Source organism: Microcoleus vaginatus FACHB-2002, from assembly GCF_040004035.1.
Taxonomy (GTDB): Bacteria; Cyanobacteriota; Cyanobacteriia; order Cyanobacteriales; family Microcoleaceae; genus Microcoleus; species Microcoleus vaginatus_C.
Map to the genome: position 1 here is coordinate 77,699 of NZ_JAMPLN010000022.1, position 16,476 is coordinate 94,174.

15 protein-coding genes are annotated in these 16,476 nt (G+C 45.8%); 9 read left to right on the forward strand and 6 right to left on the reverse strand.

The features are described 5' to 3' along the window. The first annotated feature begins 30 nt into the window (after nucleotides 1-30). Entirely contained in the window at nucleotides 31-153 is a 123-nt protein-coding gene (locus NDI35_RS18930) for a hypothetical protein (RefSeq protein ID WP_445314078.1), read from the forward strand. Between the two features lie 199 nt (nucleotides 154-352). Here the strand turns inward: NDI35_RS18930 and NDI35_RS18935 are convergent, their stop codons facing one another. Next, entirely contained in the window at nucleotides 353-1,345 is a 993-nt protein-coding gene (locus NDI35_RS18935; RefSeq protein WP_445314079.1) for a Rieske 2Fe-2S domain-containing protein, read from the reverse strand. Between the two features lie 52 nt (nucleotides 1,346-1,397). Here NDI35_RS18935 and NDI35_RS18940 point away from each other — a divergent pair, with 52 nt between their 5' ends. Further along, complete coding sequence (locus NDI35_RS18940) at nucleotides 1,398-2,210, forward strand: TetR/AcrR family transcriptional regulator (RefSeq protein ID WP_445314080.1); 813 nt, start codon at nucleotides 1,398-1,400, stop codon at nucleotides 2,208-2,210. Nucleotides 2,211-2,394: 184 nt separating this feature from the next. Here NDI35_RS18940 and NDI35_RS18945 read toward each other — a convergent pair whose 3' ends face one another. Then, nucleotides 2,395-4,890, reverse strand: coding sequence for an ATP-binding protein (locus NDI35_RS18945; protein WP_445314081.1), 2,496 nt, complete (start codon nucleotides 4,888-4,890; stop codon nucleotides 2,395-2,397). Between the two features lie 323 nt (nucleotides 4,891-5,213). Here NDI35_RS18945 and NDI35_RS18950 point away from each other — a divergent pair, with 323 nt between their 5' ends. Both NDI35_RS18950 and NDI35_RS18955 read left to right on the forward strand, forming a co-directional pair. Further along, the gene (locus NDI35_RS18950) at nucleotides 5,214-6,632 is read left to right on the forward strand and encodes an AAA family ATPase (RefSeq protein WP_445314082.1); all 1,419 of its coding nucleotides are present in this window, start codon (nucleotides 5,214-5,216) and stop codon (nucleotides 6,630-6,632) included. Nucleotides 6,633-6,904: 272 nt separating this feature from the next. Then, nucleotides 6,905-7,315, forward strand: coding sequence for a hypothetical protein (locus NDI35_RS18955; RefSeq protein ID WP_445314083.1), 411 nt, complete (start codon nucleotides 6,905-6,907; stop codon nucleotides 7,313-7,315). Here NDI35_RS18955 and NDI35_RS18960 read toward each other — a convergent pair. After that, nucleotides 7,312-7,506: a hypothetical protein gene (locus tag NDI35_RS18960; RefSeq protein WP_445314084.1), complete on the reverse strand. Its 195-nt coding sequence runs from the start codon at nucleotides 7,504-7,506 to the stop codon at nucleotides 7,312-7,314. The genes NDI35_RS18955 and NDI35_RS18960 overlap by 4 nt on opposite strands. A gap of 37 nt (nucleotides 7,507-7,543) precedes the next feature. Continuing rightward, nucleotides 7,544-8,266, reverse strand: coding sequence for a LuxR C-terminal-related transcriptional regulator (locus tag NDI35_RS18965; RefSeq protein WP_445314085.1), 723 nt, complete (start codon nucleotides 8,264-8,266; stop codon nucleotides 7,544-7,546). Nucleotides 8,267-8,441: 175 nt separating this feature from the next. On the opposite strand from NDI35_RS18965, the gene NDI35_RS18970 reads away from it, so the two are divergent. The 4 genes from NDI35_RS18970 to NDI35_RS18985 all read left to right on the forward strand — a co-directional run bounded on the left by NDI35_RS18970 (nucleotide 8,442) and on the right by NDI35_RS18985 (nucleotide 11,255). Next, complete coding sequence (locus tag NDI35_RS18970) at nucleotides 8,442-9,275, forward strand: sulfurtransferase (protein WP_445314086.1); 834 nt, start codon at nucleotides 8,442-8,444, stop codon at nucleotides 9,273-9,275. A 35-nt stretch (nucleotides 9,276-9,310) separates the two neighbouring features. Then, nucleotides 9,311-9,739 (forward strand): MAPEG family protein, encoded by a 429-nt coding sequence (locus NDI35_RS18975; RefSeq protein WP_445314087.1) that lies wholly within the window; start codon nucleotides 9,311-9,313, stop codon nucleotides 9,737-9,739. A gap of 231 nt (nucleotides 9,740-9,970) precedes the next feature. Next, nucleotides 9,971-10,450 (forward strand): ester cyclase, encoded by a 480-nt coding sequence (locus tag NDI35_RS18980; protein ID WP_445314088.1) that lies wholly within the window; start codon nucleotides 9,971-9,973, stop codon nucleotides 10,448-10,450. A gap of 397 nt (nucleotides 10,451-10,847) precedes the next feature. After that, the gene (locus NDI35_RS18985) at nucleotides 10,848-11,255 is read left to right on the forward strand and encodes a cupin domain-containing protein (protein WP_445314089.1); all 408 of its coding nucleotides are present in this window, start codon (nucleotides 10,848-10,850) and stop codon (nucleotides 11,253-11,255) included. Nucleotides 11,256-11,387: 132 nt separating this feature from the next. On the opposite strand, the gene NDI35_RS18990 is transcribed toward NDI35_RS18985, so the two are convergent. Continuing rightward, complete coding sequence (locus NDI35_RS18990) at nucleotides 11,388-11,657, reverse strand: hypothetical protein (protein WP_445314090.1); 270 nt, start codon at nucleotides 11,655-11,657, stop codon at nucleotides 11,388-11,390. A gap of 516 nt (nucleotides 11,658-12,173) precedes the next feature. Here NDI35_RS18990 and NDI35_RS18995 point away from each other — a divergent pair. Beyond that, on the forward strand, nucleotides 12,174-14,168 hold the full coding sequence (locus NDI35_RS18995; protein WP_445314091.1) for a bifunctional serine/threonine-protein kinase/formylglycine-generating enzyme family protein: 1,995 nt from the start codon (nucleotides 12,174-12,176) through the stop codon (nucleotides 14,166-14,168). A 307-nt stretch (nucleotides 14,169-14,475) separates the two neighbouring features. Here NDI35_RS18995 and NDI35_RS19000 read toward each other — a convergent pair whose 3' ends face one another. Beyond that, nucleotides 14,476-16,266 carry a DMT family transporter gene (locus NDI35_RS19000; protein ID WP_445314092.1) on the reverse strand — a complete coding sequence of 597 codons (1,791 nt, stop codon included), beginning with the start codon at nucleotides 16,264-16,266 and terminating at the stop codon, nucleotides 14,476-14,478. Nucleotides 16,267-16,476: the final 210 nt, after the last annotated feature.

Consider the following 16,476-nt stretch of genomic DNA (forward strand, 5'->3'; position numbering starts at 1 on the left):
TCTCCTGAAGTGGACTGACCAAAACCAAGTGTGACGTTGCAAAGTTTTCTGGAAGCCCCAGAACCGAGTCGCGCCGAAGAGCGATCGCAATACTCAATACCCAATACTTCAAAATTACCATTTGGTCGATCGCTCTTCAATGCTGTGCGTTAGCGAAGCCCTCGAAGAGGATCGCTCTTTTAGTTTTTAGTCTTAATTTTTCTTGTTTCTATACTTGGTAGAATACAAGAGAATACTAACGGAACATTGGCTTCAAACCTTGCTTCACAGAATTCTCATCAATCCAAATTTACTTCCCAATTTGACTGCTTAAGCTATCGGTGTGGCTTGACGCTGAAGCCATCTTCAGTATCTACCTTGAAAGATTAGGCTCCCTCACATTTGGAAAGCTTTCAAAATTGCGTCGTACCCAGTCCATCCCCACTTCATTATTGAGTTTAATTTTCTGAGGCGTATCGGGATAAATTTTTCCTAAAATATCCGCATCTTGATCCACGACAACTTTGCCAAAATTGAGATACGTCCCCCCCAACACCTTAAATATAGGATGCTTTGCTTGACCGAACAGCAAAATATAAGTCCGTGTTCGATTCTCGGCTTCTGGTACGAATATATGACACTGTGCAGCTTTGCCGAATGGCATTTCTCCATGAAAAATTACTAGGGATGGGAAATGATTTTCTAGGTGCGCTTTAATGGTGCTGGGCAGTAGCAATAAATCTGGCTTTCTGAGCTTTTCGGCCAAGCTGTAAGGGGCAGTAGGCATATCGTAAAAGGCATGAGATTGATGTCCTTCATCAATAAATTGATGAAATTCCACATCGGTAATCCTAAACAAGTCCCGGTGAGTGCCGTTTTGATGATTATAGTCGTGCATATTTAGCAGCATGGTCAGCAAATCCGTCTCGATACTACGATCGGCGGTATGCCCGATGAAGTAGTAAGTTTCTGCGATTTCCTTGAGCACATTGGGAATGGGGACTTGCGGCTCGTATCCCCCATAAGACCAAATGAAGTCATCTTGAATAATCAGGTCTAACGGTTTTAGTAAGGGCAATGTTTTTTTATTAGATCCGGGTAATACGGTGCAGCCTTCAGCATCAAACTTCAGGGCATGGAACGGGCAGACGACACCGCTTGTGCGATCGCTTTCGGCTTCGCACCATCCTTCCGACAGCATTGCTCCCATGTGCGGACAGGCATTGGGCAAGGCATGGATAGTTCCGGCAATATCTTTCCACACCACATAGTCGGTGCCATACAAGGAAATTTTTCGAGGTTGGTTCGCTGCCAGCATTGACTTATGTGCCAACAGCCAAGGCGCACCGGGAAGCATAGACTGCATGGTGTTCTCCTTTAGACATAAAATTGTGAGAGATTTGTCGCTTTTCTAGAATATGACAGAATATTCACATTCGTCAAGCAGTTTGCGCCGTCAACCGAAACAGCAGCGCGGTAAAGAAAGAGTCGAAAAAATCTTGGATGCAGCAGCAGCAGTGTTTGACGAGGTGGGCTATTCCGAGGCGACTACCCATCTAATTGCAGCAAAAGCAGGGACAGCCATCGGTTCTCTGTATCAGTTTTTTCCTGATAAAGCTGCCATTTTTAACGCAATGGAGCTGCGTCATGCCGATCGCGTTAAGGCTATGTGGGCGCAGGCGAACACAGCGGAAATCATTCAGTCACCGCTGCGTGAAATGATCCATACCCTTGTCACTGCTGTTGCAGAGATGTTTGAACAGCCTGTATCGCGGGTGGTGTTCGTGCAGTTTTATATAGCGCGCGAGATTTTCCAGTCGATCGATGAAAGTATGACTCAGGAAGCGATTGACTTTATGGCGAGTCTTTTGAAGCAAAGAAATCCCAGCTTGAGGGAGGCGCAATGTAGCCTGTTAGCGGAGGTTTGCGTTCACAGCAGTAATGCGGTCATTCTGTCGGCACTTCGCAACCGGGATCTACAGCATCGCCAACAACTGGTACAGCAGATTGAGGATTTGTTGGTGTCGTATTTAGAGCCATATGTGGGGGAAGGTCGGTCAAGCAATGTAATGAAAGTAATGAAATGTCTTCATTGTCAATCGGAGCAGTTGTCCAAAAACGGTTATCGACGGGGGAAGCAGTGCTATCGCTGTAAGGAATGTGGCAAACAGTTTGTAGAGAATTCCCCGCGATCGGTTATTTTGAAGATGAATTTGGTCGATCGAACGTGAGTACAGGCGATCGCTCTCTTAATTTCTATCCTTATTCTTATACGGAGAGTGCGATCTTTGGAAAGGGCGATCGCGCTATCTTTGATTCTTACGGCTTCAGATCAAGCAGTTGGCGGTAATTGACACCCCGATTGATTATTGTACCGCCTCAGATTGTTTGAGGGCTGCACTGAACCTGAAGAGGTTAAGATTCAGCAGCGATCGGGAATCCTGAAATTGTCTGTTGCCGAATGGGGATCTGAATCACAAACTCAGTGCCTGAGCCAGGTGTAGAAAAACACTTGATGTTACCGCGATGTTTTTCAGTAATGATGTGATAACTAATCGACATTCCCAAACCCGTACCTTTACCCATGGGTTTGGTGGTAAAAAACGGGTCAAAAATGCGCTGCTTCACTCGGTCTGGCATACCGATTCCGTTGTCCGCGATCGCAACCTCCACCCATTGATGGTCAATCGCAGAAGTCCGAATCCTAATCTGGTTCGGGGTGTCTTTAAGCTCCTGATAGGAGCGTTTGGTTTTCATCTCATCTAGGGCATCCAGGGCATTGACCAAAATATTCATGAATACCTGATTGAGTTGTCCGGGGAAACATTCCACATTGGGCAATGTTCCATAGTCTTTGATCGTTACCACGCCGGGACAATCTGGTTTATCTTTGAGTCGGTGTTGCAAAATCAGCAATGTACTTTCAATCCCCTGATGAATATCAACATTTTTGAAGTCTGCTTCATCCATGCGAGAAAAGTTTCGCAACGAGACGACAATACCGCGAATTCGCTCGGTTCCTACCCTTATAGATGAAATTATCTTTTGGATATCTTCAGTGAGGAATTCCAAATCGATTTCCTCTGCCATTGCTTGCACGTCTGGATCGTTGCTGGGATGGCGCTGTTGATAGAGTTCTATCATCTGCAGCAGATTTTGGGTATATTGATCTAGGTGGGTGAGATTACCGTGGATGAAGTTGGCCGGGTTATTGATTTCATGGGCAATTCCCGCAACCAACTGCCCCAAACTAGACATTTTTTCGCTTTGGATAACTTGCATCTGGGCTTTTTTCAGTTCGTTTAGGGTTGTCTCCAGTTCTTTAGCTTGCGCGGTCGAGGAGATTGCTAGTTCTTCGATCGCAGCAACCTGGGGCAGACTTGTCCAGCAAGCAATCGCCACTCCCACAAATGCCAGCGTCATCAACACAATAATCAGCAGATAGGGATTGTTGGTTCCGGCTTCTACCCGCAGCCAGGAGCGAATCAGCCAACTGATCGTCGCTGTACCACAAATCAGCGCAATCAAAATTCCGACCTGAAGCACCACAAAGTATTCGTTTTTAGGAGCAGTTACTGGCTTGCTATGGAGTCTATCCCACCACGGTAAGTGCAAAGATGGCCAAGGAATCCGCAGAATCGCAGCGTCGATCGCTATCACTGCTAACGGCAACAGCAACCCGATGCCAAAATCCATCCATCCCCAGGCAACGCCACCCACCACCAGGGAAATGAACTCCACCACCAGTAATGCTAAGGTTAGTCGCCCCCAACGCACGACTGGATCGTTGCGCTGCATCCACAGCCCCAAGTGCAACCCCATGATAGAAATGAAAAAACTCACCCCTGATACCACGACAATTCGAGTGGTGTTGCCCCATATTAAAAATCCTAAACTACAGATAAAGGTTAGCAACAGCGCTGGTTCTAGAGCACCCCGACGGGACGCTGCGCCAAACACTGGAGACAACAGCCCATCCTGCGCGAGTTGAAAAAGGATGCGGGGCGTATTGCAAACGCTAGTCGCAGATCCCAACAAACAGCTAGCCGCAACCAGCAATGTGACTATGACAGGGGCAGCGTCTCCCCAGAAAGGCTTGGCAGCCACCAAGAAATTGCCGTACAAATTGCCTTGTAAACCGGCAGCGGTTGCCAACTGGATCAACACTAAACTGCCACCCACAAACACCAGAGGCATGAACCAGGCAACCCAAGACAGCGCCTTGAGGGTGTCTTTTGGGTGGAGACTGTCTGCTACAAAGGATGAAGCTGTGTCACAGCCATAGAAGCTATAAGCGGCAAACAAGTACCATTTCAGCCAGTCCTGGACACTGATGGCATCAATGCTGCTGGGCAAGAGTCCGGGGCTTTGGGGCTCCAAGGCAAGCCAGCCTAAACCCTGAACGCAGAAGAGAAGTAAAAAGCCGATCGAAGGAAAGATAAAAAAGAGGTGCAGAATGGCGACGGCGCGGGTGCCACTGAATGCTAAAAAGTAAGCGATCGCAGTAAAACCGATCTCAAACACTTTTTCTGGAATATTCAGCCCCATCGGTTCTAAATGGAATTGGATCAAATCTGTGATGACGATCGCATTAATGGGCGGAAAGGAAACCCACCCCAAGTAGTAGGCAATCCCCAAGTACCGGGAAAGAGCAGGGTAAGGATGGAGCAATCGCGTGATGTAATTTGGTGTTCCCCCAGATACATCTGGATATTTCTCACCCAAACTCTGAACTTGAAGGTTAAACAGAATTCCGACGATAACACCAGGAATCCAAACCAACAGCGATGCGGAGCCAATTTCTGCTTGCATCAACGGCGCTAAGGCAAACCACATCAGATATCCAACCACACTAAAGCCCCAAGCTTCTGCAGAGGACATAGTGCGCCGGAGGCGATTGAGAAATGGCACACAATTTATTTCCATAACAAGCAGATAGGAGTAATCCTATTGTGATACACGTGTAATTTCCACAGCCCAGAAAAAAGACACCTACCTAGTGTTTCCTTGTGTTTCCTTCTCGGGCCCAAAATTGTCAGCTCGATCTGATGTAGCGGTGAAAGATTGAGGCGTAATCAGTTGAGGTTGCTAGCGATCGCAATACTCAATACCCAATAATTCAAAATTACCAGTGAGTCAAGCGCCATTCCATGAGCGTGTGCTCGCTCTTTTAGTTTCTAGTCCGATCGTTCTTTTTTGTGAGACATATAGATATCCTATAATTAAAGCTGTTGGTGTGGTACTACGATGATTTCTATGCTACAAATTACAAGCTGAATACCCATCAACAGTGGGACATTACCATGAGAATTGACCGAGTAGAAATCGAAAACTTCAAGAAATTTTCAGACTATACCCTTGACTTGCATCCCCAATTTACCTTGCTAGTTGGGGACAATGGCACAGGTAAAACGACGATCCTCGATGCTTTGGCGATCGCGGCTGGAATTTGGCTGGTCAACTCCCCCGACACAACCCTCAACAATAGCCGCCGTAACATTCTTCCCTCAGAAATTCGCTTAGAAGCGATCGAATCCGGCACCATCACCCAATTTATAGAACGAAAACCCGTCCAGATTAAAGCGATCGGCACGATTAACAGTCAGCCAGTCCAATGGCTCAGACAAATCAAAACTAACGGCTCTAAAACCTCCAACACAGAAGCCAAAAAAGCTCTAGAAATTATCTCCACTTTATTTAAACAGGTTGCAGCAGGCGAAAAAATTTGGCTACCCATCATCGCCTACTACGGAGCAGGTCGAGCTTGGCTACCCTCCAACCAACGTGACCCCAAAGCCACTACCCAGAGCAGCCCCGCCCGCCGTTGGGATGCCTTCTATGACTGCTTTGAAGAACGGATTAGAATCGCCGATCTCCATACTTGGTTCCAGAAAGAAACGATCGCTTCGGTCAATCGACAGGGACAAATGCGCCCTGGTTACAAGGTGGTAAAGTTGGCTATTTTGCGTTGTATTCCCAATGCAGATGACCTATGGTTTGACCCAGAGCGATCGGAAATAGTTATTTCTATCCAAGGCAACCCCCAACCCTTTAGTAACCTTAGTGCAGGTCAAAAAATGATGGTAGGTCTAATTGCCGATATTGCCATCAAAATCGTTACTCAAAATGCCTCTTTCCTAACAGAAAAATCAGAATATATATCTAGTCAAAAATTACCTCTGATTTTGCAAGAAACACCAGGGCTAGTCCTAATTGATGAAATAGATGTACATCTCCATCCGAAATGGCAACGTCAAGTCGTAGATGACCTCAAAACGACATTCCCATCAATTCAGTTTGTTTGCACCACCCATTCACCCTTTATCATTCAATCGATCAGTCAAGGTGAGTTGAGAAGCTTCGATATTGAAGATATAGAGTCTCTAGAATACGAAAACCAATCGATCGAAGACATTGCCGAAGATATTCAATTGGTGGAAGTTCCGCAACAAAGTTTAAAGGCTCACGAACTAAATGAAGCCACAGAAAGATATTTTGAACTACTCCAAAACCCAGAAGAAAGCCACTCTGGGCAACTAGAAGCAGCAGAAGCAGCCTATCGCCAAGCAGTGGAACCCTTCTCCAGTAATCCTGGATTAAGTGCATTGCTCAAGCTGGAGGCAATGGCTAAGGCTAAGGAGAGAACCCAATGAGACCTGTGGAACGCGGAGTAGCCCCCAAAATCTATATCCGATATCAAGATGCGATTGGAGATCTTGAAGGACGATTAGGCATCTATTGCAGCTATTGCGAACGTAGTCTCCCTGTAGGTCTGGCAGTCGAGCATATTATCCCCAAAGTTTTGCATCCAGAGCTGGAAACTGAGTGGACTAATTTTTGATTGGGTTGTCCCAACTGCAACTCGGTTAAAGGCGATCGAACCGTTGAAATTGACGACTTTCTCTGGCCAGATCGTGATAATACTTTGCTTGCTTTTGTTTACTCAAAAGGTGGGTTTGTGCGGTTAACCGATAATATGAATAACCAGCAGAAAACTAAAGCGCAAGCATTGCTAGATTTAGTAGGTTTACAACGGCATCAAGCCCCTGGTTGGGATAGGCCAGCACCAAGGGATAAACGATGGCAGCAGCGTGAAGAAATATGGACAGCAGCAGAAAAATGTAGAGATCTTTTTGAAACTTTAGATCGATGCGTTCAAGCTAGAGATCTGGTGCTGAAAGTTGCTCAAAGCGAGGGTTTCTTTTCTGTATGGATGACAGTATTTGATAATTATCCCGATATGAAGAGAGAATTGATTAAATTGTTTCCAGCCACTGCCATGTCCTGTTTCGATTCAGATGGAAAACCGATCGATCGCCCAGCTTCGATAATCTAGGAAATATTGCTATTAAAAGAACTTCCAAATAAGCCTTTGAGAACTTGCTCAAAATAGCCTGTTGTTGCCACTGTGACGCGGCGAGTCGTGCCGATCCGATCGCTAATCAGGGAACTATCCAGACGATTACCAATGCGACTCAACAGGTCTAAACCATTCTCTACAATGTCCCCAAAATGATCCGCCATCATCAAATCTATCTTGACATCGGGTCGGTTTCCGGGGAGTTTAATGTTTCATTTGTACACTTGACAAATGGTATTTGGTCGCCGAAAGCTGTGCAACCATTTCTGCACGAGACGAAACCTCAAGCTTACGGAACATTCGCTTCAAAGCTTGCTTCACTGAATTCTCTGTAATCCAAAGTTCCCTCCCGATTCCTGCGTTGGTTCGCCCCAAAGCAACCAATTCGGCAATTTGCAATTCACGAGGCGTGAGGCGTGAGGTCTTGAAAGGTTGGTGTTGCGATTCCCTAGGGGATAGCTTCGCCGCGCGTACTGTTGCAGCCCAAACAGACAAATGCAAACATATCGCACTCAAATCCGCTAGATTTTCGGTATCGAAGGCGGGCATTGACCGATCGCGCGTACAACCCACTACACCCATTAATTGACCGCGACTGACGATCGGTCCCGCCATCACGTGCCAATGATCGGGTCGAGGACAAATTATTGTCCAAACCTTGGGAGATGCCACCAATGCTTCATGGACAGGAGCGTGACGCTCCACTAGATAACGCACAACAGGATTATGTTCGATTGATAGTCCAATTTGCAGTGTTTTCTGAAGATTGCTATCTACCAACGGCAGTCGATCGAAGAAAAAGATTCCCGATCGCTTAGCTACAAAATACTCGCCGATTTTCGGCACGACTTGCGATCGCAAATCTTGTTCGTCCTTTACCCGATCGATCGCTTCAAATAAAAGCTGCAAGGGACTTTTCATAGTCATGGTGTCAACCGATTTTAGATTTTAGATTTTAGATTTTAGAATTGACCCCACGGATGAATCCGGGGGCTTGTAACCAAATTGCTTGATTGTCAAAAAGAGTACCCGATCGAGGACTGGGCAAGCCAATCTACCCATCCTAATCTTAGCTAAGCGTGCCAAAGATCGGAGAAAACTAATGTCCCCATATGCTCATCCTGAAGTTTTGGTCGATACGCAATGGCTCATGGATCGTCTTAACGATCCAACCGTGCGGGTGATTGAAGTGGATATGAGTCCAGAACCGTACAAAAACGCTCATATTCCCGGTGCTGTGTTCTGGAATATCTTTACAGATTTGCTAAGACCCGATTTCAGCATGAATCTCGATCCAAAGGCGATCGAAAAATTGCTTTCGCGATCGGGAATTTCCTCTGAAACAACTGCGATCGCCTATGGCAGCTATCCTAACACAGGAGCCTGGATTTTCTGGCTTTTGAAAACCTTTGGACATGACAAAGTGTATGTTCTCAACGGTGGATATCAGAAATGGGTTGCAGAAAGTCGCCCACTGGTATCGGAGTTATCCAACTTCGCACCCGCACAGTATCATGCGAAATCCCCCGATGCTAATTTGCGGGTGTTACAACCAGAGGTTCACGCATCTTTGAATCGGAAGGATTGCGTGTTGCTAGATGTTCGCACCCCTGAAGAATATCGTGGCGAATTATTCATGATGAAGCCGCCAGAAGGAACGGAACGCGCGGGTCATATTCCAGGGGCAGTAAATCTCGAACACATCCTAGCTCTGAATGAAGATGGAACTTTTAAGTCACCAGAATTGTTACATACCCTCTATGGCAGCCAGGGCATTACGGCTGATAAAGAAGTGTTTCCTTACTGTGCAATTGGAGGACGATCGGCGTGTACCTGGTTTGTTTTAAAGTATTTACTAGGTTATCCCAATGTGCGAAATTACGACGGCTCGTGGAATGAGTGGAGCCGTCTAGCAAATGTGCCGATCGAGCATTAACTACAATGTTTTACTAAGTTAAGATAGAGGTAAAAATGACGCAAGATACAATCTTGGGCCCCTTCTTTGCAACAGTGTTTCTCACATTCCTCGTCTGGGTGTATATGTACATCCGCCGTATCAGTTTTATCACCAGTAGAAAGCTCACCCCGAAAGAACTTGCTGTACCGGGCGCACTGGCGCAAATTTCGCCACCAAGCGTATCCAATCCATCGGATAACCTAAAAAACCTGTTCGAGATTCCGGTACTTTTCTATGCGCTTGTCCTATATCTGTTCATCACAAAGCAGGTGGATACAGTGTATGTGAACGCCGCGTGGGTATTCGTTGTGTTTCGCACATTGCATAGTGCTGTCCATTGCACATTCAATCTCATCATACTTCGGTTCTACCTCTACCTATTTGCCACGCTCGCGGTGTGGTTCATCGCGATCCGCGCAGCCATTATCCACTTTGGCACGTAGGTACGCTATTACTGTAGAGCGATCGCCCTTCAATTCGGTGCGTTAGCGGAGCCCTCGAAGAGGATCGCTCTGTGAGTTTCTAGCCTTATTGTTATACGGAGAGTGCGATCGCTTTTTGGTTTGGGCGATCGAGCAGTTTGCAGTTATTGATAATCAGAGCAATTATTAAACCCCAATGCCGTGTAATGTGCTTAATAAAGCTTTACAATTTAGCTCAAAACAAAATTCTGTATGCTGAGTGACCAAAACAAAACAATCGTTCTCCAGTTCTACAAAGCGTTCGACGATCGCAAAATGGAACAAGCCTTAGAACTTCTAGCGCCGAATTTTATTGCTCGCATGGCGGGAATCCCGGAGCCATTGGACGGGGAGGGGTTCAAGCAGTTCGGGATGTCATTTTATCTAGCTTTCAGTCAGGGTAAACACGTTTTTGATGAAGTCCTGGTTGCAGGCGATAAAATAGTGACGTGCGGAACCTTCACAGCAACACACCTCGGAGAATTTCAGGGCCTGCCGCCAACGGGCAAACAAATCAGCTTGGCGATTATGCACATTGATCGAGTCGAGAACGGTAAAATCGCGGAGCATTGGGGGCAGGGCGATGCACTTGGATTAATGCAGCAATTAGGGATTGTCTTCTTGCCGGGCCCAAAGTTAGTACCGCACATTTTGAGAGGTGCTGCGTCCAAACTGTTTAAGAAATCCGCCTAGAAATAAGATTGTCAGAGCTTGTAGTTGACAGTGGCAGAACAAGTCACGGTAATAGTTAGGTCGCGATCACAATATTCAACACTTCAAAATTACCAGTGGTGCGATCGCTCTTCAATTGGGTACGATATTTCTCTTAGTTTCTAACTTGATTGTTCTGCCAAGAGTACGATCTTTGTCAAGGGTGATCGCGCTGCTTGCAAGTTGTGATTCGATCGGGTTTTAGGAAGAAAACCCCCAAACCACGATTTTTAAATTAGTTTGAGGGTTTTTTATTTTTTTGGGGTGCTCGAGACAAATCAGGGAAAGTTTTTTCCGTAAAGTTATCGGTGAGACAGTTCTTTGTAGGCGATCGGTGAGACGATCGCTCTTGAGAAGTTTTTCAAAGAGTGATGCAAAGATGGGGAGAACTAGGATATTCAGCAGTTCTAAATTTTTTCAACCGAGTGATGGAGAGCCTGTTCGTTCGATCGTTACCGAATCTAAGGATGCTGTCGTTGTCGCCTGGTATATCAAGCCAGGTCAGGCAATCCCCGCGCACACCCATCCCAACGGGCAAGACACTTGGACTGTTTTAAGCGGGAAGGGAGACTACTATTTGGATAAAGCAGGCACTACGAAGTCGATCGCTGCTGGGGATGTTGTAGTCGCTCATACCGGATGTGTACATGGAGTATTCAACAACGGTGATGAGCCATTGGTTTTTATCTCAGTTGTGTCACCAGCCGATGCGGGGTATCAACTTGTCTCGTTAGAAGACTCTTTTGCTCTCCATCCCTCTCTAATTATTCAATCTACCGGGTTGTAGTCATCAAAAAAATTAAAAAGGTAAAAGCCTTTTTAGATCTATGAAATGGTTGATACAATATCTTTACGAAATCAAATTAGATAAAGCTATTCTCTGGTGCTATCTCATTTGGTATATGGTAGTAGTTTTTTTTCATTTCGACCCTTCGGTTAAGATATGGATTAATTCACTTGGTATAAGTGTTGTAATCGGTACGGGTCTGATGCTAAGTGTTTCTTCTAGTAAAGGCAAAAGAGATAATTGGCAGACATTCAGGTTATATCTCATGCCATTTTGTGTCTCAAGCTTCTCTGCCTTGATTAAAGAGCAGGGATTTATCATATTCATATCACCAAATATCACCGAAACAATAGTGGCATTATCATGTTGTGGTCTGTTTTTATTACTTATTTTAGCAGTCAAGATTTTCACAAATAAAGTTATTTAGCGGAACGACAAAATTGCTAAAAGCAGCATAAATATGACATTTTACGTGAAATTACCCGATCGCCTTTAAGGGCGATCGAGCTTGTAGAACTCTTACGCCCCAATGAAGCGATGGAATTGGTTATTGAAATCGCTTTCTTAGTTTCTAGTCGGATAGTCCTTTGAGTGCGATCGCTTTTTGGTTTGGGCGATCGCCAAGTTATACTATACGGGCATCTGTAAAGGAATTACCAAGATACCCAGACGAATATCGGCCGTAAGCGGGTTGCTAAAATCGGTCGATCCCGCTGGCATTTTTTGCCCTCAAATCGCTTTCTTTGGATTAAAGGGCGTTTTAAATTCTGCCTTCTACTTTCCCCCTTGGGGCGACACAAGCTGCGGGTAATGCCCTCCCTACGGTCAATTGTCAATAACCAATTATTAATTGTTAATCTTCCATGAGGAAGCCGAAAAGATATATCATAATCTTAACCGGATCATTTCTTCCCAGATATGTTCTACTGTTCTAATCCAAGTTGCTCCCATCCTTTCAATCCCGACAATTCTAAATTCTGTCAAAGTTGCGGCTCGCAAGGCCTCAACCCTTTATTCAGAAACCGCTACCGCGTGCTTCGACTGTTGGGCGAAGGGGGATTTGGCAGAACTTATGAAGCGGTAGATACGGATCGCATGGACGATCCCTGCGTAATTAAGCAGTTTGTACCCCAATTTCAAGGAACCTCAGCACTTGAAAAAGCCGCCGAATTGTTTAAGGAAGAAGCGAAACGACTTTACGAACTCGGTGAACATCCCCAAATTCCTCGATTAATTGCTTATTTTGAACAAGACAAGCGACTTTATTTAGTACAAGAGTTGATTGAGGGGCAAACTTTACTAGCAGAATTAACTCAGCAGGGTGTTTTTAGCGAAGAAAAAATTTGGCAGTTACTCGCAGATGTACTGCCGATTTTGAAATTTGTGCACGATCGCCATGTCATTCACCGAGACATCAAACTTGAGAATATCATGCGGCGTCGCACCTCTGTTAGCTCCTCCCTGCCAAAGGTGGGCAATTTTCGCAATTCAGCTTTCCGAAGAGGAGGGCGCGGAGAGTTAGTTTTGATAGATTTCGGCATTTCCAAACAAGTGACGGGCTCGCTAATGAGCAAAGTAGGCACGACGGTAGGAACGCCCGGATATTCGCCTGTAGAACAAATGCGCGGTCAAGTTTTCCCCGGAAGCGATTTATACAGTTTGGGGATAACTTGCCTGAGACTGCTAACTCAATGTTTGCCAAAAATGGACGGTTCAGATGACCTTTATGACCCGATAAACGGTGGCTGGATTTGGAGAGAACGGTTGCCAGTCGGCACAAAAATCAGCAGCGAGTTGACAAATGTTTTAGACAAATTAATTCAAGATTATCTCAAAAATAGATATCAATCTGCTGATGAAGTAATCAAAGCTTTAAATCTCTATTCTTTACCTCCCCAACCCCATTGTGTCAATGGAGGACAACTTGCTATAAATTCTTTTCTCACAAAAGGAGGACAACTTGCTATCAATCTCCCGCTCAATCAAAGCGGGCAAATCAATAGCAAAATCTCTGTCAATCCCAGGGAAAAATCCAACACCAATCCGCCTCCGAACAAGGCATCGCAGAAAATTGCCCCTGTCAAAAGCACTTTTGAGTTTCAGGTGGTGACAGTAGACAAGCGCGGGAAGCAAACTAATGTTAACAGCGGCAAAGCGCGTTTTTTTGAAGAACATCTTGGTAGCAGTACAGTGCTGGAAATGGTATCTATTCCTGGCGGTACTTTCCTCATGGGTTCTCCCAAAGAACGGGGTGATAGCGACGAAAAACCGCAGCACCCAGTAACTTTAGAATCTTTCTATATTAGCAAATTTCCAGTTACTCAGGCTCAGTGGACAGCAGTTGCGGCGCTGCCGGAAATTAAAATATTTCTCAATCCCGATGCAGCCCGTTTTAAAGGTGCAAATCGACCTGTAGAAAATGTATCTTGGTACGAGGCTGTGGAGTTTTGCGCTAGACTTTCTCGCAAAACTGGTAAGAATTATCGCTTGCCTAGCGAAGCCCAATGGGAATATGCTTGCCGGGGGCAAACTACGGGGCCGTTTCACTTTGGGGAAACGATTACCAGCGAGTTAGCCAATTACAACGGAAATTCTAATTACGCTGATGCGCCGAAGGGAGTTTATCGCTTTCAAACGACAGATGTTGGCAGTTTTAAACCTAATGCTTTTGGATTGTACGATTTCCACGGAAATGTTTGGGAATGGTGCGCGGATTCTTGGCACAATAATTATAACGGTGCGCCTGCTGATGGTAGCGTTTGGGAGTCTGACGGCGACTCTTCGCTGAGGTTGTTGCGGGGGGGTTCTTGGAACGATCATCCTCCGAATTGTCGCAGCGCGTGCCGCCTCAGATATCAGCCGGATTGCAAGGCTAGTATTGTGGGTTTTCGAGTGGTTCTTTCTGTTGTTTAGACTCCAATTGTAGGCATTCGTTCTCCTATCTTGAAATGCTTCTACCGTTTCCCTATCAATCAAAGATTTATGCAATAAGCCTATTGATATTGTCTCGGAATGGAGAAACCCGGTTTCTTCAAGAAACCGGGTTTGGGAATGGGCGATCGCCCAAATTCTTGCCTTATATCGTTTCCGGTTGCATCGGAATAATAAAATCGAGTCAACAGTTAACACTCAATCATTCAGTTTTTCGACCCGCCCGTCAACAGTCAACAGTCAACAGTCAACAGTCAACAATTCCGGAGGAGTGCAACCGGAATTGATATTAACTAGCCTTCTTTTGAGGAGTCATTATGCGTTCCACACTCATAGCAGCCACGCTCAACGTCACCACAGCCATGCCCAGAATTGCCACAGGCTGCAACTTCTCATTGATAATTAGAAAACCGAAGAGTGCGGTCATCGCCGGCCCCAAAGTGCCAATTACTGACGCTAAGGCGGCCCCCGCAAAGCGGATGGCAAAATTATTCAAAAGATAGCTAAACAGCGTCAGCACCCCTAAAACAACACCTCCCATAATCAAACCAGGCCAAACATTTTGGTCGATTTTAGGAGCAAAATTGTCCGACAGCGGCACCCACAAACTCAGGGCGGAAAATACAAAAATCGCGGCGAAATTAACTAAACTAAAAGGAATTGGGTGCAACTTGCCCGCGGCCATTTGGGTCAGCAATACGTAACCTGCAAAGGTAATCCCAGAAGCCAGTGCAGCCGTGACTCCCACCCCGACATTGCCGCCGCCCGGAGCTGGGGCCGCAAAACTCGGCCACCCAGCTAAAATCAGACCTGCGGTAATCCCGACTATCGCCAAAAAGCCGACTGTGCTGGGCCGAGAACCAAACAAGATCCAAGAACCTAGTACGGTGACGATCGGATAAATAAAGAAAATCGTAATCGCAATCCCCGCCGGAATATTGCCGATCGCCAAATAAATCAAAACCTGAGACAAAAACAGAAAAAATGCGCTTCCTAAAACTTTACTCCACAAAGCTCGATCGCCCGACTGGAACAACCGTCTAATATCTTTCCACACAGAAGGATACAGAAATGTCGCCAATATCGGCATCAAAGCCATCACCACGATCAGCCGCATCAACAAAATCAACAAAGAATTTCCAAAACCTGGAGTCACCACCCCCGGAAATTCAAACAACCCAAAAACCATCCGAGGATTTTTGCTTTTAATCAGAATTCTCAAACAAACATTAAACAGCGACAATACCACCGCCGAAGACAAAGCCAGCACCAAACCTGTCTGCACTTGAGAAGCTACTTTAGCGGGTGCCGTCGGTGGCGCTGAAGAAGGCTGTGGAACCGGTTCTCGCGGCGTTTCCACAGGTGTTGGCGACTGCTGAAGTTGCGGGCGGACAGAATTAACAGAATTAACAGAATTAGTTGATTCCTCGACATAGGAATCTTGAGCATCGAAAGGATTCTCAAGATATTCTTCTTCTGATTCGAGTTCTTCCCTGATGCGGTTTACGAGATTTTGTAACAGCTCTTCCCCTTGCAGTTCCAGGGTTTTCATGTTGTTGAGCCGCACGGAAAGCTCGCTTTCGTAACTGGTTAAATCTTGTTCCAGCATCTGGAAACTGCGATCGATCCTTTCATCCAGCGCCGCCAGCAACTGCGAGGCCCGTTCGTCGTAGTTGCTCGGTGGCAAGGGTATCGGGAACTCGCCACTGGGAATAGGGCTGCTGAGAGAATTTCCCGAATTAGCGCTGAGTTCGTTGAACCGCTGCACCAACAAATCCTGCAAATTGTGAGCCAAAACTTGAGCCAACTGCTTCAGCCACAATTGCTGCTGTTGAATGTATCGCCCCGACAGAGATTCCATTTGCTGAGACTGCAATTTGCGATATTGCTCCCGGAGGTCTTCAATATCCTCAATCAGGTGATTTTTTTCAGTTTGCAGCCGAGTAATGTCTTGATTTAACTGGCCTTTGACATTTTCATGCAAAGCGTCCAGTTCTTGCATTACTGAGTGAAGGACTTCTTCTGCTGATTGTGCATCCTCTGGCTCGCCCTTTGACGAGTATACGTTCCGCTGCGCCATTAGCCTATAACCTCTAATTTAAACTGCACGTTCAGTGTTCTTAAGTATTTTGCCTGCATCAGGTCGCAAGTTATAGTGAGTTGATCTAAAAGATTGCGAACACTGTTTAATCAATAGTAGTCGCTAAGCTAGAAATGTGAGAAAATTGCGTGAAGCAAAGCTATCCCGCTCTTAATCCCCCCAAGAACACTTTGTGCAATTAGAAATCAT